A 21,319-nucleotide genomic window follows, 5' to 3' on the forward strand; every position below is an offset into this window, starting at 1 on the left:
GGCGTGAGCCGCCCCCAACAGTCGTTCACAGGCTCGGCGGCAGGGCCTGCTCGGCCCAGATGGTCTTGCCCGCGCCGCTCGGGCGGCTGCCCCAGCGGTCGGTGAGCTGGGCGACGAGGAGCAGGCCGCGGCCGCCCTCGTCGAAGCTGCGGGCCCGGCGCAGATGGGGTGAGGTGCTGCTGGCGTCGGAGACCTCGCAGATGAGGGCGCGGTCGCGGATCAGACGCAGCTGGATGGGGGCTCCCCCGTAGCGGATGGCGTTGGTGACGAGTTCGCTGACCACGAGTTCGGTGACGAAGGCGGCCTCCTCCAGGCCCCAGCGGGTGAGCTGGTCGGTGGCCAGCTTGCGCGCGTTGGCGACCAGCGCCGGGTCGTCGGAGAGGTTCCAGACGGCCACCTGTTCCGCGTCGAGAGCACGGGTGCGGGCGAGCAGCAGGGCCACGTCGTCGGCCGGTTTGTCGGGCAGCAGCGCCTTCAGTACGGCGTCGCAGGCGCTCTCCAGACTGGCCACCGACCCCCGCAGCGCGGCGCACAGGGCGGCGGTGCCCGTGTCGACGTCACGGTCGCGGGCCTCGACCAGACCGTCGGTGTAGAGGGCGAGGACCGAGCCCTCGGGCAGCGCCAGCTCCCTCGCCTCGAACGGCAGCCCGCCGACGCCGAGCATCGGTCCCGCCACCACCTCCACGACCTCCACACTGCCGTCGGGCCGCACCACCACGGGCGGCACATGCCCGGCCGAGGCGATCGAGCAGCTGCGGTCCACCGGGTCGTACACCGCGTACAGACAGGTGGCGCCGATCTCCCCGTCACCCGTGCCGTCACCGGCCGCGAGGTGCTCGACCAGGTCGTCCAGGTGGGTGAGCAGCTCGTCGGGCGGCAGGTCCACGTCGGCGAGCGCCCACACGGCCGTGCGCAGCCGGCCCATGGTGACGGAGGCGTGGATGCCGTGGCCGACGACGTCCCCGACGACCAGCGCCACCCGGGTCCCGGACAGCGGGATCACGTCGAACCAGTCACCGCCCACCCCGGCCTGCGACAGCGCGGGCAGATAGCGGGAGGCGAACTCGACGGCCGCCTGTCCGGCGACCGTCTTCGGCAACAGGCTGCGCTGGAGCGCCAGCGCTGTCGTGCGTTCCCTGGTGTAGCGGCGGGCGTTGTCTACGCAGACCGCCGCCCGGCTGGAGAGTTCCTCGGCGAGCGACATGTCGTCCTGGTCGAAGGCGTCGGGGTGCTCGGGCGTCAGAATGCGGACGAAGACGGCCACACCGAGGGTCGTGCCACGCGCGACGAGGGGTACGGCCATCAGCGACAGGTCATGGTCCTCGGCCTCCTGGAGTTTGGCGGAGCGTGCGCCGTGCCGCGCGAACCAGGAGTCGAGGGAGGTGTCGCCGGTGCGGGTGAGCACGGGCTCGCCGGTGAGCAGGGCGCGGGCGGGCGGCGAGGCGGGCGGGTAGACATCGGCGGCGCCCAGACCGATCGCCGCCTCCGGGGCACCGGGCGTACGGGAGTAATGAGCGGCCCGGCGCAGCCGCACCCCCCTGTCCATGGGGACCGGCTCGGGTTCCTCGCCCTGCAGCACGGACTCCAGGAGGTCGACGCTGGCGAAGTCCGCGAGCCGGGGCACGACCAGTTCGGCGAGTTCGCGGGCGGTCTGGACGACGTCGAGCTTGGTGCCGATGGACCCGGCGGCCTCGTTCAGCAGCGCGAGGCGCTGGCGGGCCCAGAACTGCTCGCTGCTGTCGAACCCCGCGAGCGCGGTGCCGATCAGCTCGCCGGAGCGGTCCCGTACGGGCCACATCTCGAAGCTCCAGGCGTGCATGCGCCGGCCGGACGGCGAGCGGGTCCAGCTCTCGTAGTGGACCGGCTCGCCGGTCTCCACGACGATCTCCAGGTGGCGCAGGAAGCCCCGGCTGTGCTCGGCGTTCTCCACGGTGTCGGGGAAGTACTGGTGCCGGAACTCCTCCTCGGGCTGGCCCATGACCTGGCACGCCCAGTCGTTCATCCGCAGATAGCGCTGCCCGGTGTCGAAGACGGACATGGACATCGAGGCCTGCTTGAAGGCCAGCTCGCCGAGGCCGCGCTCGTTCTGGTCCGGCGTCGCGGTGACGACGAACTTCCGCCGCTCGCCCTCCCCGCCCCGCAGCGGGCAGATCCGCAGCGCCACTTTCTGGCGCCGCCCGTCCCGGTAGCGCAGGTCCACCACCGCGTCGCCGTGCGTCAGCAGCGCCCTCCACACCGCTGCCGCGTCCCCGTCGACGAGGTCCGCCGCCGGCCGCCCGGTCACGTCCCCGGCGCCGTACCCGGTGAGCCGTCGGGCCCCTTCGCTCCACCCCGCGACGAGGCCGCGCGCGTCGACCACCGCCATCGCCTCACCGGCCGTGGCAGCCCGCGACGCGCCGGACGCCTTCGTCACCATATGGCCAGGATGGTCCGTCCGAGGCGGGGCAACAACCCGGATACCGCCGTGACGGACCGGGTACGCGGCCCCGCCGTGAGGCTGGGGCCTGTCGCTCGGATCACGCCGATTTCGGGCGACGGCGCCTCCTGACCGACGACAACACCGCAGATGTGCGCACCAGGCCCCGCGGCCCAGGCGTGATCCGAACGACAGGCCCTGGAGCTGGACTAGAGCGGGGTGCGGGATTCGAGGTCCTGGCGGGTGTCGTTGCCGTAGACGCCCGTTTCGTCGCCCCGGATGCCGTACCAGAGCTGGAAGCGCGCCACCGCCTCTTTCAGTACGGCGTCGTACTGACCGGAGGTGGAGCCCTTGTCGTACACATTCGGGATGCGGAGCAGCCGTTTCTGCAGTTCGGAGACCTGGGGGCCGCTGTCGCCCTCGCGGAGGGTGCCGGCGCCGTCCGGGTCCACGTCGTCGTTGCGGGCGGGGGCGGAGGTCGCGGGCGCCGAAGGGGTCGGCGTCGGGGTGACGGTGCGGGCCTCCTTCTCCGTGTCGCCGCCGGGCAGCAGGAGCGCGGCGCCGAAACCGAGGAGGGCCGCCGCGCCGACGCCGACGACCACCGCCGCGCGCTTCAGGCCGGATCCGCCGCCGGGCACCGCGCGCCGCCGTTGCCGCTGCCGCCGCTCGACGCGCCGCGGGACCGTGCCGGAGCCGAAGTCCTCGCCGACCAAGACCGGGGGCAGTTCCTCGGTCTCGTACTCCACCCGGGGCAGAATCCGCTCGGGAGCGGGCTTCACCTCCGGTGCGGACGTCGGTGCCGATGTCTGTGCCGGGGCCGGGGCCGGTGGCGGTGTCTGTGCCGGTGGCGGTGGTACGGCGACGGTCTCGTACTCGTCGTCCGGGGCGGTCGTCCCCTTGAACTGCTCGAACTCACGCAGCAGCTCGGCCAGGGCCTCGGTCCTGCGTCGGCGCATGACGTAGGTGGGCTCGATCGTGGGTCGCTTCGCCGTCCGGCCCTGTTCGGGCGGTTTCGACACGCTGTTCTCCTTCCGTGCACGCGGTCTCCCGCCATCCCCGAAAGGAGATACGGCAAGCCGGGCCGGGAGGTTCAGCTCATCCGGCGCTCACGGGAGCGGCCGGGAGCACGGCGACGATCTCCCAGCCTGGTCCGTCCTCGCGCGGCCGGGCCCGGATCCGGCCGCCGAGCGCGGTGACCCGTTCGGTGAGACCGACGAGGCCGAAGCCGCCGCCCCGGGCCGCCTCCGGCAGCCGGGCGCTGCCGCGCCCGTCGTCGCGCACCGAGACCTCCAGGTCACCGTGGGCGTAGCGGAGGGCGACGGTGACCTCGGTGGCGTCGGCGGCGTGCCGTCGGACGTTCGTCAGGGCCTCCTGCACCACGCGGAAGGCGGCGGCCTGCACCTCGTGCGGCAGGTCGTCGGGGATGGCGGGATCGTGGCGCAGCAGGGCAGCGCGTCCGTCGACGCCGCCGACACCGCCGAAGCCGCGCACCAGTTCGCCGATGCCGGCCAGATCCCCGACCGGGCGCCGGTCGGCGGTGCCGCTCGCGTCCTCGTGGTCCCGCAGGACGCCGACCGTACGGCGCATAGAGGCCAGCGCCTCGGTCGCGGCCCGCTCGATGCCCGCGAGGACGGGGTCGAGCCTCCCCCAGGCCTCGTCCGGGGGTACGCCCGTCACGCTTCTCGCCGCTTCGGTGCCGGCCTTTCTCTCGGCTTCGGCGCCGGCCATCATCCGCGCGACCTGTGTCTGCACCAGGATCCCGGTGACGTGGTGGGCGACGAAGTCGTGCAGGTCGGCGGCCATGGCGAGGCGTTCCGCCCGGCGGGTCTCGGTGACGATCTGGGTCCGGCGGTTGTCCAGGGTGCGCAGATACGCGGCGATACCGGCCGTGACGCCGCCGGCCAGCGACAACAGCGCGGTCACACCGACGAGGCTGGCGTCCGGGTCGACGGCGTAGTACGGCAGCGGGAGTGCGAGCAGCGCGACACTGTCGAGGAGTCCGCAGGTCAGCGCCCAGCCGGGCGGGCAGTTGCGGAGAGCGACCACCAGCAGACACAGCAGCACGATCGACTGTCCGAGGCCGAAGCCGCCCTTCTCCTGAGCCACGAGCAGGGTCACCACGTTCGCCAGGGTGGCGAGGGCGGGGGCGCCCGTGCGCACCTGGGGAGTCAGCCAGTCGGGCCTGCGACGCTCGGGCCACAGCAGCGCCACGAGGCCGACGGTCAGGGCGAACAGGTGCAGCCACAGATAGGTGGTGGCCCCCTCCGCCCCCAGGAGCAGGAAGTCGGAGCCGCAGGCCAGGAGCAGGGCCACGATGCCACCGACGCGTACGCAGCCCGGCTTGGCGGGGCGCACCGGCAGTGCGATGGCGCCGCCCGCGGGTTCCTTGGTGTCGAGCACGAGGTTCACGCGGATCACAGTAGGCAGCCCCGCCGGCCCCCGTATCGGCCGTACGGCTGAGGAAGTGCGTCCGGCGGTCCGTGAAGCCTGGCCGTTCGGCCGAGGCGGGCGCCCCCGCCGTCGGGAGAAGTTGGGTGCCGCAAGCCCGTCTCTCTCGACCAGGAGCACCTCATGGAACGTAAGCCCTTCATCATCACCGGCGTCGCGGTGGCGGCCGTGGCCGTCGGCGGCGGAGCCCTCACCTACGCGCTGAGCGGTACGGAGTCCACGACCGGGCTCGACAAGTACAGCGCCGTGACCGTGGACGGCCAGAAGGGGCTGAGCGGCTCCATCACGGCCGGCCGCATCGCGTCCAAGTACAGCCCGCTGCCCTGGATCGGCGGTGAGACGTCCGACCTGAAGTGCCCCGACCTCAAGGCGGTGGCCGGCGCCAAGGTGACGTGCACCGCGAAGGACGGCGGCGGCAAGGACCTGTCCATCCCCGTCACCGTCGTCAAGGCCGACTCCTCCAGCGTCACCTGGAAGTTCGAGCGCGCCTAGTCCGACCGGAAAAGACCGTCAGGAACCATCAGCAAAGGATCCGTCACCCTCATGAGCACCGTCCTGGCCGGCAACGGCCTCGTCAAGAAGTACGGCCCCACCACCGCCCTGGCCGGGGTGGACGTGGCGGTCGCCGAGCGCGAGTCCCTCGCCATCATGGGCCCGTCCGGCTCGGGCAAGTCGACCCTCCTCCACACCCTCGCCGGGATCATCCGCCCCGACGACGGCCAGGTGCTGCTGCGCGGCGAACGCATCGACCACTGGGGTGAGAACAAGCTCAGCGCCCTGCGCCGCAAGCGGTTCGGATTCGTCTTCCAGTTCGGCCAGTTGCTGCCCGAGCTGCCCGCCGAGGAGAACGTCGCCCTCCCCCTGATGCTGGAGGGCATACCCCGCCGCCAGGCCGTGCTGCGGGCCCGCCGCTGGTTCGCCCCGTTGGGTCTCGCGGGTCTGGAGCACCGCCGCCCCGGCCAGCTCTCCGGCGGCCAGGCCCAGCGTGTGGCCATCGCCCGCGCCCTGGCCGTGGAACCCGACGTCGTCTTCGCCGACGAGCCCACCGGCGCCCTCGACCAGTCCACCGGTGAGGAGGTCATCCGCCTCCTCACCTCGGTCACCCGCGACCAGGGTGCCTCCTTGGTCATGGTCACCCATGACGCGGAGGTGGCCGCCCACTGCGACCGCATCCTCCAGGTGCGGGACGGCCGGGTGAACGGCTACAGCCAGTACACGGTGGCCTGACATGTGACCCCTGGTCAGCGAAGGGGCGCTGGGCTGCGTCGGTCCGCGGCTCCGCCGCGTGGGCGCGACCAGCCCCCACGCACCCGCACCCGCACCCGCACCCGCACCCGCACCCGCACCCGCACCCGCCGTCCCACCCATCCGCCGCAGCTCGTAAACACCCGAATCTCCCCCGGAGACAGAAAAGATGCGCTCCCCCGTCCTCCCCCTCACCTGGCACCTGGCCCGCTCCTCCGGCAAGCGCGGCCTGCAGAGCCACCTCCTCTCCGCCGCCGCGGCTGCGGCCGGCGCCCTGGTCCTGCTCACACTGCTCGCCGCCTATCTGGGCTCCGGTACCCGAGCCGACAGAACGGCCTGGCGCACCCCCGACGCCGTATCGGCGAAGCAGGCCACCGCCGTCCAGACCCTCGGCACGACGTACGTGAACCACCACCCCGTCACCGTCGTCTCCCTGGCCCAGCTCCCGGACCGACCGACGACCCCCGCCCCACCCGGCCTGGACCGGTTCCCCTCCCCCGGCCGCACCTTCCTCTCCCCCGCCCTGGCGAAGCTGATGCGCGAGCTGCCCGCGAAGCGACTCGCCGACCGCTTCCCCACGAAGGCCGACTACGGCACGATCGGCGAGGCCGGTCTCGCCGCCCCCGAGGAACTCGTCGCGGTCATCGGCCGCACCCCCACCGACCCCGCGATCACCCACGCGGCGCGGGGCAGCGCCCTGGACACCCTCGCCGCCCGCGCCCGCGTGGACGACTTCACCGGGGCCAGGCCCAGCATGTTCACCTCCTTCGACCAGCAGGCCGCCGTGCTCGGCGGCGCCCTCCTCGTCGTCCCAGTGATCGTGCTGGCCTCGGCCGCCGGACGCCTCGGTGCCGCCCGCCGTGAGCAGCGGCTCGCAGCCCTGCGTCTGGCCGGAGCGACACCTCGGCAGATCCTGGCGATGACCGGCGCCGAGTCGGCGGCGGTGGGTCTGGCCGGTGGCCTTCTCGGCGCGGTCGCGTACACCTTGCTGCTGCCGGTCCTCGCGAGAGTGCCGTACGGCATCGGCACCTGGTACGCCGGACAGCTGTGGGTCGGCCTGCCCTGGCTGCTCGCGGTGGTGGCGCTCGTGGCCGTCCTCACCTCGGTCAGTGCCGCGACCACGCTGCGTGGGGTGGCCCGCTCCCCGCTGGGCGTCGCCCAGCAGGCCGATCCGCGCCGGACGAAGCTGATCCGGCTGGTGCTGTTCGTCGCCATCGGGCTGTACGTGACGATGACCGCCCACGGCGGCGGACTGACCGCCGGCCAGTCGCTCGCGCTGATCGTCCTGGTGTACGGGGCGTTCTGGACCCTCGGCCCCTGGGTCGTCGACATGCTGGGCCGGCTGCTGAGCCACTTCGCGCGCCGCCCGGCGACACTGCTGGCCGCCCGCCGACTCAGCGACGATCCGCGCGGCGCCTGGCGCACGGTCAGCGGTCTGGTCCTCGCGGGCCTCGTCGCCGGGTTCTTCACCGTCGGCCAGGTCGGCCTCGTGGGCTACGACTATCCGCAGCAGGTGGCGATCCGCGCCGAGCACGGAAAGCCGCGTGAACTCGCCGCACAAGCACGGGAGTTGCTCGCCGAGGCCGGGGTCCGGGCGAGCGTGGAGACACCGGACGCCGACGCGTGGGACGGCATCCTGAACGGCGACAGGGGCGTCGTGGTCCGTGTGCGCGGCGGTCAGGAACAGTTGGACACCGCGTCGACCGCGCTGTCCGCCCTCTCCCCGGGGAACCTGCCGTTCACCCAGGACTACGTCAACGCCGAGGGCGACACGACGACCCGGCTCATCGGCGAGATGGGGCTCGCGGTCCTGGCCCTGGGTTTCCTGGTCGCCGCCGCCTCCGCCGGGCTCACCGCGGCGGCGACGGTGCTCGACCGGCGCCGGGTGTACGGACTGCTGCGGCTGGCCGGTACGCCGCTGAAGGTTCTGGACCGGGCGCGGATGCGGGAGACCGCGCTGCCCCTGGTGGTGCTCGCCGGCGGTACCACGGCGACCGGGATCTACGCCGGGATGAAGGTCAACGAGATGTTCCACCTGGAGCCGGACGCGTCGGGGGCCGTGCGGCTCGCCCTCTGCGTCGGCCTCGGCACGCTCACCATGTTCGCGGCGCTCGCCGGGAGCCGGCCGCTGCTGCGCAAGGTGACGGCGGAACGGGCCCAGGACCCCGACTGACCCCTCTCCCCCACTCCTCCCAGGTTCCCCCCTCGCCTCGCCCCGCCCCGCCCTGCCTCTCCTCTCCTCTCCTCTCCTCTCAGGCATGATGCGCCCATGAACGACCGCAGCCCGATCCGGGTCCTGATCGCCGACGACCAGGACATGGTCCGCACCGGCTTCCGTTTCTTCCTCGACGCGCAGCCGGACATCACCGTGGTGGCCGAGGCCGCCGACGGCGAGACGGCCGTGCGGCTGGCGCGCGAGGTGCGGCCCGACGTATGTCTGCTGGACATCCGTATGCCGAAGCTGGACGGCCTGGAGGCGACCCGGCTGCTGGCCGGTCCAGGCGTGTCCGATCCGCTGCGGGTGGTCGTGGTGACGACGTTCGACCTCGACGAGTACGTCTACGGGGCGTTGCGCGGCGGTGCCTGCGGTTTCCTGCTCAAGGACTCGGGGCCGACCCTGCTGGCCGAGGCCGTACGGGCGGCGGCGGTGGGCGACTCGCTGGTGTCGCCGTCGGTGACGGTGCGGCTCCTCAAGCACCTCACGGCGGAGAAGGAGGCCGCGCCCGGCCCCCGGGCCCCGCGTCCTCAGGAGCCGTTGACCGACCGGGAGCTCGACGTCGTACGCCTGGTCGCGCTGGGCCACACCAACGCCGAGATCGCCGCCTCGATGTTCGTCTCCCTCTCCACGGTCAAGACCCACCTCGGCAGCATCCAGCTCAAGCTCGCCGCCCGGAACCGGGTGGAGATCGCGGCGTGGGCGTGGCGGACGGGGCACGCGGGCGACCCTTCATGACGGGCCGCCCGCGGGCGCGGAAAAGACTCAAGGGGGTCTTGAAGAGGCTTACTTCGTCAGCGTGACGCGGATGCCGATCGTGCCTTCGGCGCCCCGGCGGAGTCGGCTGCCGAGGAGGGTGAGGCGGCCGAGGACGCCGTACTTGCGGGCCATGAGCCCCCGGTAGGCGGCGGAGCCGGCCGCGTCGAGGATCTCGGCGGTGGCGGGGACGGAGTCGCCGGTGGGGTTGCCGCGCACATCGCAGGGGCCGACGAGGACGTCGGCGCGGTTCCGGATGCGTTTGACCTTCCAGGAGTCCGCGACCGTCCAGATGCCGAGCGCGTCCCCGTCCCGTACCACCCACACCGGCGTCGGGACGGTCGTGCCGTTCTTGCGGTAGGTGGTGATCAGCAGGTATTTGCCCGCGCCGAGCGCGTCGAGCGAGGTGTCGTCGGCCATGGCGGGAGTCTAGGTGTACGGCCGCCGGCGGGCACCGGCGGCCGTCTCCCCAGGAACGAACGGTGGAGCGGCGTCAGTCGAGCAGCCCGTCGTAGTCGGGCAGCTTGTACGTCCGCTCGGCGTGGCCGCCGACGAGGTCGGTGGTGTTGTTGCCGACGTTGGCGATGATGTCGTAGCCGTCGGACTCGATGTCCGCGCGCGAGGCGGTCTTGTAGGCCGAGACCTCGGCGAACAGATCGGGCAGGTCACGTACGTAGAGGCCGTCGACGGGGTAACCGACGGTCTTCAGGTTCCACTTGGTGACGCTCTCGATGATGCCCGGCCGGGCGGTGACGAAGAAGACGGCGACCCCACGGGACTTGGCGTACTTGGCCAGTGCCAGGGAGGGCTTCAGCGCCGGGGTCGGCAGCTGGTACCAGGGCGCGTAGTGCGTCTCCAGCGTCGTGTTGTCGATGTCGAAGACGACGGCGAGCTTCTGCCCCGAGGAGTTCGCGGTGCGCTGCTGTATGTAGGGAGTGGCCGTGTCGATGACGGCCTTCACGTCCGCCTGCCAGGTCGCGTAGTCCACCTCGGCGGCTGCCGCCGCGCTGGCCGCGGCCTCGCTCGGCGCCGCGACGGCCGGAACCGCCGCAGTCACCGAAGCACCCAGACCCAGTACGGCCACCGCGGCGACCGTCGTGATGCGGCGTCCCACACCGCTTGCTGTCATGTTCGTCCCCTTTTTCTCATGTCAAAGCGGCGAGGTCGATGGAACCTTCGCCGCGCTCGCCATGGTCATGCCCATTGATGGCCGGGAGACTACCCAAGAGTTACTGATTAGTAGAGGGGTCGCGACGATCGTTGTTCGGCTGCTCTCGCGTGAAGCCGGGCGGCGCTCGGGGAGACCGGTGGACCCCCGCCCCTGTGAAGATCGCCGAAGTCTCGGCAAAGGCCAACCGACAGGTCTACATTGCCGGTTGGATGAAGCACTTTCACAGAAGATCCAGGAGTTGACGCCGTGACGGACAACCCGGCAGCCTCGGACTTCCCCTCCTCGTCGCTGAACCGCCGCATCGTCACCACGCGGCCGGCCGCGGCGCGGATCTGGAACTACTGGCTCGGCGGCGGGGACTACTACGAGGTCGACCGGAAGGCCGGGGACGAGATACGCCGGCTGTTTCCGAGCATCGACGACTACGCCCGCGCGGACCGGCAGTTCCTGGGGCGGGCCGTGCGTCACCTGGCCGCCGACGTGGGCATCCGGCAGTTCCTGGACATCGGATCCGGACTGCCGACCGCGGAGAACACCCACGAGGTCGCCCAGCACATCGCTCCGGACGCCCGGATCGTGTACGTCGACAACGACCCGCTGGTCCTGGTGCATGCCCGCGCCCTGCTGACGAGTTCGCCCGAGGGCCGCACGGACCACGTCGACGAGGACCTGCGCAACGTCGACTCGATCCTCGAACACGCGGCGCGCACCCTGGACCTGACCCGGCCGGTCGCGCTGTTGCTGCTGGACGTGCTGGCCTTCGTCCGCGACGACGAGGACCCGTACGGCATCGTGCGCCGTCTGCTGGACGCCCTGCCCTGCGGCAGTCATCTGGTGCTCTCGCACACCATCACCGGCCCGGAGTGGCCCGACGTGGACGTCGCGGCCGCCTGGTGGAACGAGCACGGCATCCCACCACTGACCCAGCGCACACCGGAGAAGATCGCCCGGTTCTTCGACGGGCTCGACCTCCTCGAACCGGGCATCGTCTCGTGCACACACTGGCGGCCGGCGACCACCGGCGATCCCGATTGTGGGGAACCTGCGATGGTGCCCATGTACTGCGGAGTGGGAGGAAAGCGCTGATGACGACGGAACCGGTCAGGCTCCAACTGGACGTCACCGACTTCGACCTGGCACGTTTCCAGCCGTACGTCGACAAGTGCCGCACCTCCGGCATCCGGCTGACAACGCTCTCCGAGCTCGGCGACACCCCGCAGCACCGCAGGGCGTTGTATGAACTCAACAAGGAGTGCTCGGCCGATATCCCGGAGCGCGGCCCCTTCTTCGAGTACGACGAGTACCACCGGCTCCGCTTCGAGGTGCCCGCCTACGATCCGCGCGGCATCGTCCTGGCCATCGACGGAGACCGGTGGATCGGCATGGCCGCCACCTCCGACCGACGGAGGTCCGGGTTCGTGTTCAACGAGATGACCGGGGTGCGCGTCCGTCACCGGGGCCGGGGCATCTCGATGGCCATGAAGACCTTCGGTATCGGGTTCGCCGGAATCTGCGGGGTGAGCACGGTCCGCACGGTGCACCATCCGGCCAACTCGCGGGCGATCGCCATGAACCGGACGTTGGGATACGTCGACGCGCACTGGTGAACATGTGCCGACCGCCGCACGTATGAAAGGAGGGCGCTCAAGGACCGGACGCCCTGGCGGTGTTGACACCGTGTCGGACGGGGTTCGGGAGCCAGGCAATGAGGCACGCACGACGACGAGTCGTGAAGCGGGTGGCGCGGCTGACGGCCGCCGGCGGACTGATCTGCGGAACCCTGATGGTCACGCAGGCGGCGATGGCGACCGAACCCACCACCTCTCCCCCCGCGACCCGAAGTTCGGTGCTCGCCGCGTCCGGCACCGGAAACGGTCTGCTGACCGAGCTGGGTTCGGAGCGTACGGCGGGCACCTGGATCGCCGAGGACGGCAGCCCCGTCGTCGCGGTCACCGACGAGAAGGCGGCCGTCGAGGTCAAGCAGGCGGGCGCCCGGCCCAAGATGGTCGAGTACAGCGGCGACGACCTGAAGTCCGCCACGGAGGCGCTTCGTACGGCGCCCCGGGTGTCGGGCACCTCCTGGGCCGTCGACCCCGCCTCCAACGAGGTCGTGGTGCGGGCCGACAGTACCGTCTCCAAGAAGGACTGGGCGAGCCTGACCGACCTCGCCGAGGAGATCGGCGGGTCCGTGCGGATGGAGCGCACCGAGGGCACGTACACGATGCGGCTCAACGGCGCCCAGCCCATCTTCGGCACGGGCGGACGCTGCTCGATCGGCTTCAACGTGACCGACGGCGAGAACGACTTCATGCTCACCGCCGGCCACTGCGGTCCCGCCGGTTCCGTGTGGTTCGGGGACGACCAGGGCCGGCAGGAGATCGGCCGGACGACCGAGTCGAACTTCCCCGGCAGTGACTTCTCGCTCGTGCAGTACCTCCAGGACGCGCCGAGCAACCAGACCAACGTCGTCTCGGTCGGCGACGGCCGGGGGGTGCGCATCACCTCGGTCGGTGAGGCGGCAGTCGGCCAGCGGGTGTTCCGCAGTGGCAGCACCAGCGGCTTCCGCAACGGCGAGGTGACCGGCCTCGACGCGACGGTCAACTACCCCGAGGGCACGGTCAGCGGCCTCATCGAGACCACGGTCTGCGCCGAGCCGGGCGACAGCGGCGGCCCGATGTTCTCGGAGGGTGTGGCACTGGGGGTGACCTCGGGCGGCAACGGAGACTGCGAGGCGGGCGGCACGACGTTCTTCCAGCCGCTGTCCGACGCCCTCGACGACCTCGGTGTCCGACTGACCGGCCTGCCCCAGTCCGCCGCCCAGCCGACCGCCGCGGCCGACGGCTCCTCGAACGACGACTCCCAGGGTGCCGCCGCTCCCGGCGGGGCCGAACCGGGCTCCGTGGAGCCCGTCGAGTCCATCGGCGCCGCCTCCGACCTCCTCGACCGCCTCGCCGACCCCCGCAACGTCGGGCCGGGCCTCCTGGTCATCGCCGGCAGCATGGTCGCCCTGGCGGCAACCCGCTTCATCCGCACAGAACAGGACAGGCAGGCATACCGCCGCCAGTATTCAGGGAGTTGGAACTGAAAGCTTCCTGGAGGAGGGGGCGCGCCCGCTGGGCGCGCCCCCGAACCCGGCAGACGGAACCCGCGTCGGCTCACCCGGCGGAGCGCATCGGTTCACTGATGCGCATCGGTTCACTGAGCGGAGCGCGCCGCCCACTCAAGGACGAGCCGCTCGTACTCACTCCGCTGCTCCGCGTTCAATGTCCCACCGCTCCGGAACCAGAGCGCCCGGATCTCCTCGTTGACCTCGGCGGCCGTTCGCACCGGTATTTCCGCTCTTTCCAGGACGACATCAGGGGTAGTGGACATGGTGTAAACCATATGTCCTCGGGCGTGAAGCCCATGTGAGTAAAGATCCCACTTCAGACATTACGGACCGTGAAGCTGATCACTCTGCGTTTACAGCTCCACGGTCCCGAGCACGAGTACCTGAATGGCCAGTACGGCCGCCCCCCGCGCCCAGTCATGGAAGTCGGACACCTTCGTCTCCAACGGGACGGGCGCGGCCAGCGGATGCCGATGAGCCCGGACGACCTTGTCCACGGCCTCCCCCGCCACCTCCATCAGCCCCACCCCCTCCCCCGCGAGCAGGATCTTCTGCGGCATCACGAAGTTGGCGATCTGGGCCACCATCGTCCCCAGCGCCCGCCCCGCCTCCCCGACGACCCGCACACACATCGGCTCACCCTCGGCCGCGCCGGCCAGGATCTCCTCGTACGTCACCTCGCACCCGGTCGCCGCCCGGACCTGGTACCGGATGCTGGGGATGCTCAGCAGTGAGACGGCGCTGCCGCGCTCCCCGTCGGGGGTGAGCGGGCCGGAGGGGTCCACGATCCAGTGGCGGCCGAACGCGCGGTCCTCCTCGGCGTACGCCACCCGTTTTCCGTTCAGGACGAGCCCGTAGCCGATGCCGGCGCCGATGGTGAGGACGACGAACCGGTCGAGCCCGCGTCCCGCGCCGAACCAGGTCTCGGCCTCGACGAGCGCGGCGACGTCGTTCTCGACGACCACCGGCAACCCGGTGCGCTCCTCGACGAGTTCGGCCAGCGGAACGTCCCGCCACGACAGGAAGGGCGACTCCCCGACCACCGCGCGGTGCCGGACGAACCCGCCGACACCGATACCGATACCGGCGAGCGAGGGGTGGGCGCGGGCGAGTTCGGCGGCCATCCCGGCGAGCAGATCCGCGACCCGCTCCGGCTCATGGGTGGTGAGCGGACGGTCGTACCGGGTGACGATCTCGCTCCGGAGCGTGGTGACCACGCCGTACACCATGTCGTCGGTGATCTTGAAGCCGATGAAGGAGCGGGACTCGGCGACGATGTCCAGTGGCCGCGAGGGGCGCCCCTGGCGGACCTCGGGGAGCACGGCGCCCTCGGCTGTCTCGACCAGCAGGCCCGATTCGATCAGCGGTTTGGTCAGCCGGGTGAGGCTGCCCGCGGAGAGGCCGAGCCGCTGGGCGATTTCCGTGCGGGAGAGCGGGCCGTGCACGAGCACCTCGATCGCCACCGCGCGTTCACCGGAACTGAGTGGCAGCCAGCTGGCAGCGAGTGCGGTCATGAGGGTCACACTCCCACACCAGGTTTCTTCCGCATCGGAAACAACAAGCTCATCCTAGCCGCATCCGCAGGCCGTCAAAAGATCTCCACGCTGCCTCTTGACGCGACAATTCTTTCGAGACAAAAGTAAGTGACCAGCGACTCTCGACCAGTGAAGGACATTCCTCACATGACGTTCTCCCTCGGCATCGTCGGCGCCGGCCAGTTCTCCGGCCAGTTCGCCACGCTGTTCCAGGCCCACCCCGGCGTCGGTGACGTATATGTCACCGACCTGCTGCCCGAGCGGGCCGAACAACTGGTGGCCACGCAGGGACTGGCCGGCACCTTCCCGTCGTACGAGGCGATGCTGGAGTCGCCGGCGGTCGACGCGGTCGCCGTCTTCACCCAGCGCTGGACGCACGGGCCGCTGGTGCTCCAGGGACTGGGGGCCGGCAAGCACGTGTACTCGGCGGTTCCCATGGCGATCACCACCGACGAGATCGCGGCGATCATCGACGCGGTCAGGGCGACCGGGCTGACGTACATGATGGGTGAGACGAGTCAGTACAACCCGGCGACCGTGCATGCCCGCAACCAGATAGCCGAAGGCGCGTTCGGGCGGATCTTCTACGCCGAGGGCGACTACGTCCACGACATGGACCTGGGGTTCTACGAGGCCTACCAGTACAGCGGCGGCGAGGACTGGAAGCGGACCGCGAGCTATCCCCCGCTGCTGTACCCGACGCACTCGGTGGGCGGGGTGCTGGGCGCCTGGCAGACGCACGCGGTGAGCGTATCGGCGATCGGCGTCGTGGACGGGCGCGGGGACGGGGTGTTCGACAAGGAGGTCAGCCAGTTCGGCAACGACTTCTCCAACGCGACCGCGCTGTTCGAGGTGGCGGGCGGCGGTTCGTTCCGTACGAACGAGTTCCGGCGGGTCGGCTACCCCTCGCAGATCCGGGAGTCGCGTTTCCGGTTCTTCGGCACGGACGCCAGCATGGAGCAGCTGGCCACGGTGGCGTTCTGGCAGGACAAGAAGGGGGTGACGGACATCAGCGAGCTCCTTGAGCCCAAGCCCACCCTGTCCCCGGACGATCCCTCGCTCCAGCACATCGCGCCGGATCTGCGGGCAGCCTTCACGTCCGGGTCGGCGCCGGTGCACGACCGGGCGCGGCTGCCGCGGGAGTTCGACCAGCTGCACAACGGGCACGAGGGCAGCCACCACTTCCTGGTGGACGACTTCGTGACCGCCGTCAACACCCGGACGCTGCCCTCGGTGAACGCCTGGGTGGCGGCCCGCTACACCCTGCCGGGCATCGTCGCGCACGAGTCCGCGCGGCAGGGCGGGGTCAGGCTGGAGATCCCGGACTTCGGGGACGCCCCCGAGGCGTGACGTCCCACCACGGCCGACGGGCCGGGCCCCTGGTTCCCTGTCAGGTGCCCGGCTTCCGGCCGTACACGTACACGTCGTCGCCCGTCTTCAGCAGCGACCAGTACTTCTTGGCGTCGGTCTTGGTCATGTTGGTGCAGCCGTGGGAGCCGGGCGGGTTCCACATGCTGACACCGACGGAGTGGAAGGCCTGACCGCCGTCGAAGAACTGGGCGTAGGGCATGGGCACGTTGTAGATCGACGAGACGTGATCGATGTTCCGCCAGTAGATCGTCTTCAGGCCGGTGCGGGTCTCGTACCCGTCGCGGCCGGTGCGGACCGGCACGGGCCCGTAGACGAGCTTGCCGCCGTCCTGGATCCAGCTGAGCTGGAGGGTCAGGTTCACGCAGGCGATGCGGCCCTTGTTGGTCGGGCACTTGCCCGCCTTGTTCGGGTCCTTGCCGACGGCCTTCTGCTTGTTCATCAGGTCCATCACGCCCCAGGTGACGGATCCCGCGTACCCGATGTTCGGTGTGATGCCGTGCTTGGTCTGGAATGCCTGGATCGCCTTGCAGTCGCCGGTGGACTGCTTCCCGTCGGCCGTCCGGCCGAGGAACTTCTCCACCTGCTTCTGGTACGGACCCGTCGACGTCGTACAACTCGCCGCCTGCGCGGGCGCGGCGCCCAACGCCAGCGTGAGCGGTGTCAGCAGTCCGGTGATGGTGAGTGCGACTGCGCCTCTTCTGCCTATGTCCCCCATGGCCGACCTTTCCCCTTCGCCGCGCTTTGCTGCTCCTGTCTACCTAGACAGACGATCCGGGCCGACGGTTGTGGAAGTGGCCATGTCGAGACGAAACAGTTACACAGCCGGGAATTCGGATATAGAGTTCTCCCCATGAGCAACAGCGATTCCCTATCTCGTGTGGCCCTCAAGAAAATCACTCCCGACGTGTCCGGAGCGATGGGTTCCCTGCACGGTGCCGCCGTTTCCGCGGCCCGGGACGCGAAGGTCGAGTCCGAGATTCTCGAACTGATCAGAATTCGCGCCTCGCAGATCAACGGCTGCGCGTTCTGCCTGGACATGCACACCAAGGACGCCCGCGCGCAGGGCGAGACCGAGCAGCGGATCTACGCGCTCAGCGCCTGGCGCGAGACCCCGTTCTTCACCGCCCGCGAGCGCGCGGCCCTGGCGTTGGCCGAGGCGGTGACCCTGGTCGCCGACGGTCAGGTGCCCGACGACGTCTACGCGGCCGCCGCGGACGTGTTCGACGAGGAGCAGGTCGCGGCGCTGATCTGGGCGGCCACCGTGATCAACGCGTACAACCGGATCGCCATTGCGACCCGGATGGTTCCGGGGGCCTACCAGCCGGTTCAGAAGTAGCCCCGAGGCTCTCCCGAGGCTCCTGGGAATACTTTCTCCGAATATTCAGGGAACGACTTTCAGCGCCGGGCCGAATCCTTTCGGCCCGGCGCTTCTTCGCGCCCGGATATCGCTGCGAATTCAGTGGTCCGGCAGCGGCTCCAAGAGACTGTCCAGCCATTTCCGCCATTCCGGGGCGTGGACGGCCTGGCCCGGGGTCATCGGGCGCCCGGTCCAGGCGGCGACCGGGCGGATGCCGTGGAGGGCGTTGACCAGCCACACCTCGCGGCCGGCCAGCTCGGCCAGGGAGCGTTCGCGGTGGGCGACCCGGACGCCGGTACGGGCGGCCCGCTCCTGGACGAGGGCCATGGTCACGCCGGCGAGGAGCGGCAGGCGGGGCGGCGGCAGGCAGAGGGCGTCGTCCTCCCACCAGAAGAGGCTGGAGTTGGCGGCCTCCAGGACCAGGCCGGAGGGCGCGATGAGCACGGCCTCGTCGGCGTCGGCACCGGCGGCCCGTCTGCGTACGCGGGCCAGGGCGTCCAGGTCCGGCCCCTTGCGGCGGGGCACGGTACGCGGGTCGGGCTGGCCGGCCGCCCAGACACGGACCTCTGCCGTGAGGGGCGGCGCGGGGCGCAGCAGGAGCCTCATTTCCAGTGAGCCGGAGGCGAGTTCGACCCGGGGGAACCACACCCCCGTGCGCGGCAGGGCACAGGTCATGTCCTGCCAGAAGTCGACGACCTGTCCCAGGGGCGGTGCGCCGCACTCGCCGCAGGACCGCAGGAACCGTTCACGGTGCCGGTCGAAGCCGCGTACCCGTCCGTCGCGCAGCAGCCACGAGTCCGCGACGAGGAGGCGTCCGCCCTGTGTCTGGCCGGGGACGAGGCCGTGTTCGGGTGACCAGGTCAACAGACCTTCCACGATGGCGGGTTGTGTCACTCGGTGCTCCTGTCGGTCTTCCGGGTCAGTACTTGCGGCCCGAGACGGCCGGGGCGCCGTGCCGGGGTCCGTAGGGCGCGTGCTCCAGCCAGGCGCCGCAGCGGGGCACCACGGGGGCGAGGGCCGCCGCCGCCCGCTGCTTGACGCGGACGATACGGCGCCGGGGCCGCAGATGGTCCAGGGCCGTGCCGGCGGCGGCGCTGTTGAAGAGGCCCGCCGAACGCCGGACCTCGGCGAAGGAGTCGACCGCCTCGGGCGTGCCGTCGGCGATCGCCCGGGCCGCGGCGACGGCGTCCGCGATGCCGCTGTTCATGCCGCGCGCCCCGAACGGCGGGAAGAGATGGGCCGCCTCGCCGGCCAGCAGCACCCGGCGGTGCGGGTCGGTGAAGACGGCGGCGACCTTGCGCAGGAAGCGGTAGGTGGACACCCACAGGACGCGCTCGGCGTACCCGTCGCCGACGACCTCCGGCAGCCAGCGCCGTACGGCCGCCTCGGTGCCGAACTCTTCCGTCGCGTCGTCGTCCCGGCACTGCAGGTCGAGTTGGAAGCCGCCGGTGAACGGCACCCGCATGACGCTGCGACCACCGAGCGCCGGATGCTCGTAGTGGAAGACACGTTCCAGGGGCAGTTCGGCACCGGGGATGTCGGCGATGTCCGCGACGACGTGGAAGCCCTCGCCGTGGGTGCCCTCCAGGGGGATGCCCAGTTCGCGCCGTACGGCCGAGCGGGCGCCGTCGGCGGCCACCGCGTGGGTGCCGGTCCAGGTACGGCCGTCCTCACCGGTGAGTGTCAGCCCGTCCGGGTCGGTGCGTACGCCGGTGATCCGCGCGTCCCACACGAACTCCACGCCGGCGTCCTGGCAGGCGGCGAGCAGGAAGCGCTCGGTGTCGACCTGGCGGAGGCTGGTGAAGGGCGGGGTGCCGGTGGGCGGCGGGAAGGTGCGGGCGTACACCTCGCGGCCCCGGTACAGGGTGCGTCTGGTGTGCCAGGTCCGGCCGTACGCGGCGATCTCGACCGCGAGTCCCGGGTGGATCCCCTCCAGGAGTTCCAGGGTCTCGCGGTGCACGAACAGAGCGCGGCTGCCGGGGCGTCGGCGGCCCTCGGGGTCGGCTTCCAGCAGGGTGACGGGGAGGCCGTGGGCGCGCAGGGCGAGGGCGGCTGAGAGGCCCACGGGGCCGGCGCCCACGACCAGAACGGGGGCGGGGGGCGTCATGCGCGGGTGCTCTCGGTGAGCATGCGGGTGATCTCGACCCGCTTGACCTTCCAGGTGGACGTCATCGGCAGTTCCTCGAACCGCCACTGCCGGGGCTCGGCCATGGTGGGCAGGTCGGCCGTGGCCTCGTGCCAGCGCCGCAGGTCCAGGGGGCGTTCACCGCGTACGCACACCACGGGGACGGGTTCACGGTCGACGCCGGGGACGATGACGACCTCGCGCAGCTCCTCCAGGCGGGACATCAGGGTGTCCTCGACCTCCAGGTTGCTGTGCACGGAGTCGATCTGGTCGATCTCGCGGTCGATGAGGTGGAGGGCGCCCCAGCGGCTCTGGTAGCCCATGTCGCCCATCTGCCACCAGCCGCTGTCGAGTTGACGCAGATAGCGCTCCCGGGCGCCGATGTAGGTGAGGATGCGGCCCCGGGTGCGGGCCTCGATGCGGCCTGCGGTGCCGGGGGCGACCCGCCGCCCGGCGTCGTCGGCGACGCGGACGCGGGTGAAGCCGGGGATGCCGATGCCGACCCGGCGGCCGTCGGCGCGGGCGGCGCTGCGGCGGGTGAACCACTGGAAGGCGACCGGGCCGGTCTCGCTCTGCCCGTAGAGCTGGATGAGCCACGGCGAGCGCCGCTTGGACGCGTCGAGCAGTCGCTGCACGGTGCGCGGGTGGATGGCGTCGAAGGTGGAGCCGTACGAGCGGACGCGGGACAGCGGTGCGCCGGGCGCGTCGGCCAGCTCCTCCCACAGGACGAAGGTGTTGGGGTGCGTCTCGACGATGCCGGGGCGGTGGCGGGCGAGCAGCGGGCCCACGTTCGACGGTTCCGGGTCGACGATCAGGAGCAGGGGGCTGCCGAAGTGCAGCAGGACGCCGAGCAGGTGGTAGAAGCGCGAGTGCACGAACGACATGTGCAGGGCCGCGGTCTCGCCGCGCGTGGGCCAGCCCATGGCCTTCTGCGGGACGAGCCGGTTCCACATGGTGTTCGGGCAGTGCACGGCCAGCTTGGGGAGGCCGGTGGTGCCGGAGCTGTGGGTGATGAGGGAGGGGTCGCGGGGGTGGAGGCGGACGGCGGCCGGGGTCGGGGCACCCGCGTACTTCTGCAGCGGTTCGGCGCCGGGGGCGTCGTCGACGGAGAGCGTGCGCCGTACCAGGCCGGTGAGTCCGACGTCCTTCAGGGGGCCTTCGAGCTTGGCCCGGTCGGTGATCAGCCAGGGCTGGTGGAGGCGTTCGAGGAGCTGTCCGACCACCGGGCCCGCGAGGCCGGGCGACAGCAGGACGGGGACGGCGCCGATACGGGAGACCGCGCAGGTCAGCAGCACGATGTCGACGTTGTCCGTCTTGTGGACGACCACCTCCTCGGAGGGGCGCACGCCCGCTTCCCAGAGGCGGCCGGAGAGTTCGTCGACCACATCGGCGAGGGTCGTGTAGGCGAGGTCGGTACCGATGTCGGGGTTGACGTCGAGGGGCCGGTCCAGGGTGACGAAGACGTGCCCGTGACGGTCGGCGGCCTCTCTGAACATCGAACCCAGGTAGAAGCCACGGCCACCGACGAGGGCGGGCTGCCGGTCGGCCTGGAGCTGGTCTCGCATGGGACC

General features: G+C 71.2%; 20 protein-coding genes. 9 read left to right on the top strand and 11 right to left on the bottom strand.

What is annotated here, in order from left to right; genetic code table 11:
* Positions 1-25 precede the first annotated feature (25 nt).
* The 3 genes from OG622_RS06015 to OG622_RS06025 form a co-directional block, all read right to left on the bottom strand.
* On the bottom strand, positions 26-2,416 hold the full coding sequence (locus OG622_RS06015; RefSeq protein WP_371573955.1) for a SpoIIE family protein phosphatase: 2,391 nt from the start codon (positions 2,414-2,416) through the stop codon (positions 26-28).
* A gap of 209 nt (positions 2,417-2,625) precedes the next feature.
* On the bottom strand, positions 2,626-3,435 hold the full coding sequence (locus tag OG622_RS06020) for a peptidoglycan-binding protein (protein ID WP_371573956.1): 810 nt from the start codon (positions 3,433-3,435) through the stop codon (positions 2,626-2,628).
* Between the two features lie 76 nt (positions 3,436-3,511).
* Positions 3,512-4,825, bottom strand: a complete 1,314-nt coding sequence (locus OG622_RS06025; protein ID WP_371573957.1) for a sensor histidine kinase — start codon at positions 4,823-4,825, stop codon at positions 3,512-3,514.
* Between the two features lie 162 nt (positions 4,826-4,987).
* Between OG622_RS06025 and OG622_RS06030 the strand changes: the two genes are divergently transcribed.
* The 4 genes from OG622_RS06030 (at position 4,988) to OG622_RS06045 (ending at position 9,062) form a co-directional block, all read left to right on the top strand.
* Positions 4,988-5,356, top strand: coding sequence for a hypothetical protein (locus tag OG622_RS06030; protein WP_371573958.1), 369 nt, complete (start codon positions 4,988-4,990; stop codon positions 5,354-5,356).
* 51 nt (positions 5,357-5,407) lie between these two features.
* Complete coding sequence (locus OG622_RS06035) at positions 5,408-6,091, top strand: ABC transporter ATP-binding protein (protein ID WP_371573959.1); 684 nt, start codon at positions 5,408-5,410, stop codon at positions 6,089-6,091.
* 187 nt (positions 6,092-6,278) lie between these two features.
* On the top strand, positions 6,279-8,282 hold the full coding sequence (locus tag OG622_RS06040) for an FtsX-like permease family protein (RefSeq protein WP_371573960.1): 2,004 nt from the start codon (positions 6,279-6,281) through the stop codon (positions 8,280-8,282).
* 96 nt (positions 8,283-8,378) lie between these two features.
* The gene (locus OG622_RS06045; protein ID WP_371573961.1) at positions 8,379-9,062 is read left to right on the top strand and encodes a response regulator; all 684 of its coding nucleotides are present in this window, start codon (positions 8,379-8,381) and stop codon (positions 9,060-9,062) included.
* A gap of 48 nt (positions 9,063-9,110) precedes the next feature.
* Here OG622_RS06045 and OG622_RS06050 read toward each other — a convergent pair whose 3' ends face one another.
* Together OG622_RS06050 and OG622_RS06055 are read right to left on the bottom strand one after the other, a co-directional pair.
* Complete coding sequence (locus OG622_RS06050) at positions 9,111-9,500, bottom strand: PPOX class F420-dependent oxidoreductase (RefSeq protein ID WP_371573962.1); 390 nt, start codon at positions 9,498-9,500, stop codon at positions 9,111-9,113.
* Positions 9,501-9,573: 73 nt separating this feature from the next.
* Positions 9,574-10,209, bottom strand: coding sequence for an HAD family acid phosphatase (locus tag OG622_RS06055; RefSeq protein ID WP_371573963.1), 636 nt, complete (start codon positions 10,207-10,209; stop codon positions 9,574-9,576).
* Positions 10,210-10,497: 288 nt separating this feature from the next.
* On the opposite strand from OG622_RS06055, the gene OG622_RS06060 reads away from it, so the two are divergent.
* From OG622_RS06060 to OG622_RS06070, 3 genes are all read left to right on the top strand, one after another.
* The gene (locus OG622_RS06060) at positions 10,498-11,337 is read left to right on the top strand and encodes an SAM-dependent methyltransferase (RefSeq protein ID WP_371573964.1); all 840 of its coding nucleotides are present in this window, start codon (positions 10,498-10,500) and stop codon (positions 11,335-11,337) included.
* Positions 11,337-11,858 carry a GNAT family N-acetyltransferase gene (locus tag OG622_RS06065; protein WP_371573965.1) on the top strand — a complete coding sequence of 174 codons (522 nt, stop codon included), beginning with the start codon at positions 11,337-11,339 and terminating at the stop codon, positions 11,856-11,858. The genes OG622_RS06060 and OG622_RS06065 overlap by 1 nt, the downstream gene beginning before the upstream one ends.
* A gap of 98 nt (positions 11,859-11,956) precedes the next feature.
* Positions 11,957-13,336: a S1 family peptidase gene (locus OG622_RS06070; protein ID WP_371573966.1), complete on the top strand. Its 1,380-nt coding sequence runs from the start codon at positions 11,957-11,959 to the stop codon at positions 13,334-13,336.
* A 110-nt stretch (positions 13,337-13,446) separates the two neighbouring features.
* Here OG622_RS06070 and OG622_RS06075 read toward each other — a convergent pair whose 3' ends face one another.
* A complete protein-coding gene (locus tag OG622_RS06075; RefSeq protein ID WP_371573967.1) occupies positions 13,447-13,623 on the bottom strand; it encodes a hypothetical protein in 177 nt (58 codons plus the stop codon).
* Between the two features lie 90 nt (positions 13,624-13,713).
* Positions 13,714-14,874 carry an ROK family protein gene (locus OG622_RS06080; RefSeq protein ID WP_371573968.1) on the bottom strand — a complete coding sequence of 387 codons (1,161 nt, stop codon included), beginning with the start codon at positions 14,872-14,874 and terminating at the stop codon, positions 13,714-13,716.
* A gap of 168 nt (positions 14,875-15,042) precedes the next feature.
* Here OG622_RS06080 and OG622_RS06085 point away from each other — a divergent pair, with 168 nt between their 5' ends.
* Positions 15,043-16,245 carry a Gfo/Idh/MocA family protein gene (locus OG622_RS06085; protein ID WP_371573969.1) on the top strand — a complete coding sequence of 401 codons (1,203 nt, stop codon included), beginning with the start codon at positions 15,043-15,045 and terminating at the stop codon, positions 16,243-16,245.
* A gap of 40 nt (positions 16,246-16,285) precedes the next feature.
* Here OG622_RS06085 and OG622_RS06090 read toward each other — a convergent pair whose 3' ends face one another.
* Entirely contained in the window at positions 16,286-16,981 is a 696-nt protein-coding gene (locus OG622_RS06090) for a L,D-transpeptidase family protein (RefSeq protein WP_371573970.1), read from the bottom strand.
* 135 nt (positions 16,982-17,116) lie between these two features.
* Between OG622_RS06090 and OG622_RS06095 the strand changes: the two genes are divergently transcribed.
* A complete protein-coding gene (locus OG622_RS06095) occupies positions 17,117-17,602 on the top strand; it encodes a carboxymuconolactone decarboxylase family protein (protein WP_371573971.1) in 486 nt (161 codons plus the stop codon).
* Between the two features lie 120 nt (positions 17,603-17,722).
* Here the strand turns inward: OG622_RS06095 and OG622_RS06100 are convergent, their stop codons facing one another.
* Genes OG622_RS06100 through OG622_RS06110 form a run of 3 tightly spaced genes read right to left on the bottom strand, consistent with a single transcriptional unit; the run spans position 17,723 to position 21,313 of the window.
* Entirely contained in the window at positions 17,723-18,517 is a 795-nt protein-coding gene (locus OG622_RS06100) for an aminotransferase class IV (protein ID WP_371573972.1), read from the bottom strand.
* Positions 18,518-18,542: 25 nt separating this feature from the next.
* The gene (locus OG622_RS06105; protein WP_371573973.1) at positions 18,543-19,730 is read right to left on the bottom strand and encodes an FAD-dependent monooxygenase; all 1,188 of its coding nucleotides are present in this window, start codon (positions 19,728-19,730) and stop codon (positions 18,543-18,545) included.
* Positions 19,727-21,313 (bottom strand): class I adenylate-forming enzyme family protein, encoded by a 1,587-nt coding sequence (locus tag OG622_RS06110; RefSeq protein WP_371573974.1) that lies wholly within the window; start codon positions 21,311-21,313, stop codon positions 19,727-19,729. Before OG622_RS06110 ends, OG622_RS06105 begins: the two co-directional genes overlap by 4 nt.
* Positions 21,314-21,319: the final 6 nt, after the last annotated feature.

It is taken from the genome of Streptomyces sp. NBC_01314, assembly GCF_041435215.1.
Classification (GTDB): domain Bacteria; phylum Actinomycetota; class Actinomycetes; order Streptomycetales; family Streptomycetaceae; genus Streptomyces.

Excerpts from the sequence above, each read along its gene's own strand:
- OG622_RS06050 (WP_371573962.1), bottom strand. The coding sequence starts at position 9,500 with ATGGCCGACGACACCTCGCTCGACGCGCTCGGCGCGGGCAAATACCTG.
- OG622_RS06085 (WP_371573969.1), top strand. The coding sequence starts at position 15,043 with ATGACGTTCTCCCTCGGCATCGTCGGCGCCGGCCAGTTCTCCGGCCAG.
- OG622_RS06055 (WP_371573963.1), bottom strand. The coding sequence starts at position 10,209 with ATGACAGCAAGCGGTGTGGGACGCCGCATCACGACGGTCGCCGCGGTG.
- OG622_RS06035 (WP_371573959.1), top strand. The coding sequence starts at position 5,408 with ATGAGCACCGTCCTGGCCGGCAACGGCCTCGTCAAGAAGTACGGCCCC.
- OG622_RS06105 (WP_371573973.1), bottom strand. The coding sequence starts at position 19,730 with ATGACGCCCCCCGCCCCCGTTCTGGTCGTGGGCGCCGGCCCCGTGGGC.
- OG622_RS06080 (WP_371573968.1), bottom strand. The coding sequence starts at position 14,874 with ATGACCGCACTCGCTGCCAGCTGGCTGCCACTCAGTTCCGGTGAACGC.
- OG622_RS06090 (WP_371573970.1), bottom strand. The coding sequence starts at position 16,981 with ATGGGGGACATAGGCAGAAGAGGCGCAGTCGCACTCACCATCACCGGA.
- OG622_RS06095 (WP_371573971.1), top strand. The coding sequence starts at position 17,117 with ATGAGCAACAGCGATTCCCTATCTCGTGTGGCCCTCAAGAAAATCACT.
- OG622_RS06070 (WP_371573966.1), top strand. The coding sequence starts at position 11,957 with ATGAGGCACGCACGACGACGAGTCGTGAAGCGGGTGGCGCGGCTGACG.
- OG622_RS06110 (WP_371573974.1), bottom strand. The coding sequence starts at position 21,313 with ATGCGAGACCAGCTCCAGGCCGACCGGCAGCCCGCCCTCGTCGGTGGC.
- OG622_RS06065 (WP_371573965.1), top strand. The coding sequence starts at position 11,337 with ATGACGACGGAACCGGTCAGGCTCCAACTGGACGTCACCGACTTCGAC.
- OG622_RS06075 (WP_371573967.1), bottom strand. The coding sequence starts at position 13,623 with ATGTCCACTACCCCTGATGTCGTCCTGGAAAGAGCGGAAATACCGGTG.
- OG622_RS06030 (WP_371573958.1), top strand. The coding sequence starts at position 4,988 with ATGGAACGTAAGCCCTTCATCATCACCGGCGTCGCGGTGGCGGCCGTG.
- OG622_RS06015 (WP_371573955.1), bottom strand. The coding sequence starts at position 2,416 with ATGGTGACGAAGGCGTCCGGCGCGTCGCGGGCTGCCACGGCCGGTGAG.
- OG622_RS06040 (WP_371573960.1), top strand. The coding sequence starts at position 6,279 with ATGCGCTCCCCCGTCCTCCCCCTCACCTGGCACCTGGCCCGCTCCTCC.
- OG622_RS06045 (WP_371573961.1), top strand. The coding sequence starts at position 8,379 with ATGAACGACCGCAGCCCGATCCGGGTCCTGATCGCCGACGACCAGGAC.